Origin of the sequence: Psychrobacter sp., from assembly GCF_036731945.1 — a bacterium.
Taxonomy (GTDB): Bacteria; Pseudomonadota; Gammaproteobacteria; order Pseudomonadales; family Moraxellaceae; genus Psychrobacter.
On record NZ_DAINDI010000003.1, the window covers coordinates 21,726 to 22,646 of the forward strand.

Below are 921 nucleotides of genomic sequence, written 5' to 3' on the forward strand. Positions count from 1 at the left end.
ATTGGCTTCAGAGAGCGCTTTAGTTGATGGTTGTAGCTGCGCGGCTAAAGTGTCGCTAATATTGGTCGCAGGCTGAGCACTAGTAGCTGGGTTCGGTGCTATAGTAGACACCGTATTTGAGGCAGTATTTGGTAACGCTAGTTGATTAACAGTATTGGGCGCTAATACAGCATTTGGCGCAAGCGAAGCCGTTCCTGCCACAGGATCAGCATTGGTCACAGTTGGTGCTGCTTGTACCGATAGACTGGCAAGCAATACCAGGCTCGCAACACTAACGTTAGTAACGAAACCAAAAGCGGGCCTAGAAATATGATTAAAAACATGATGAGAAACAGAACCATTTAATAATAACTGCTGAATCACGATGCTGTTACCTTATTTGCTGGCTTGTCTGCTGGTTTATCTGCGGCGCTGTCAGTAGGTGCAGGCAAGGTCTGCACGAACGGCTTGATATCTACATGGCTATAGACGCCATCGCGTAAATAAGGCTCAGCGCTCGCCCATGCTTGCGCAGCATCGAGGGAGTCAAAATCAGCAATAATCAAGCTGCCTGACATCTCGCTTTTACCGTGTTCGATGGGCGTTGGACCTGCGATAATGAGTCGCTGCTCGCTTTGTAATACTTGCAGACGAGCAACGTGTTCGGCGCGCGTCACCTGACGTTGGGCACTGCTGCCAGCAACATCGTGACCGATAATGGCAAATAAGGACATTAGACTTCCTCAAGTAAATAGTATGAATAAAGCGCTAATAACGACAATAAAAAACAATGATGATATCGTTCTTTATACTTTTAAGTCATATATTATAATTAAACTGGCTCTTATAATTAAAATAAGCCTTAAGATTAAATAAGCTTTTATTTAGTGGTTTTGTCGGTTAACGCTGGATTGAGATGGTTTTTTAATACGGCAAATTGAG

At 44.2% G+C, this 921-nt stretch carries 1 protein-coding gene and 2 pseudogenes; all 3 read right to left on the reverse strand.

Going from position 1 to position 921, the window contains the following annotated elements; all coding sequences use genetic code 11:
- Positions 1 to 363, reverse strand: a pseudogene (locus V7D75_RS01000) (hypothetical protein); the annotation flags it as partial.
- Entirely contained in the window at positions 360 to 713 is a 354-nt protein-coding gene (locus V7D75_RS01005; RefSeq protein WP_333613036.1) for a YciI family protein, read from the reverse strand. The pseudogene V7D75_RS01000 and the gene V7D75_RS01005, both read right to left, overlap by 4 nt.
- 146 nt (positions 714 to 859) lie before the next feature.
- Positions 860 to 921: pseudogene (locus V7D75_RS01010) on the reverse strand (septation protein A); the annotation flags it as partial.

Coding starts and splice junctions, on each gene's coding strand:
- V7D75_RS01005 (WP_333613036.1), bottom strand. CDS start 713: ATGTCCTTATTTGCCATTATCGGTCACGATGTTGCTGGCAGCAGTGCC.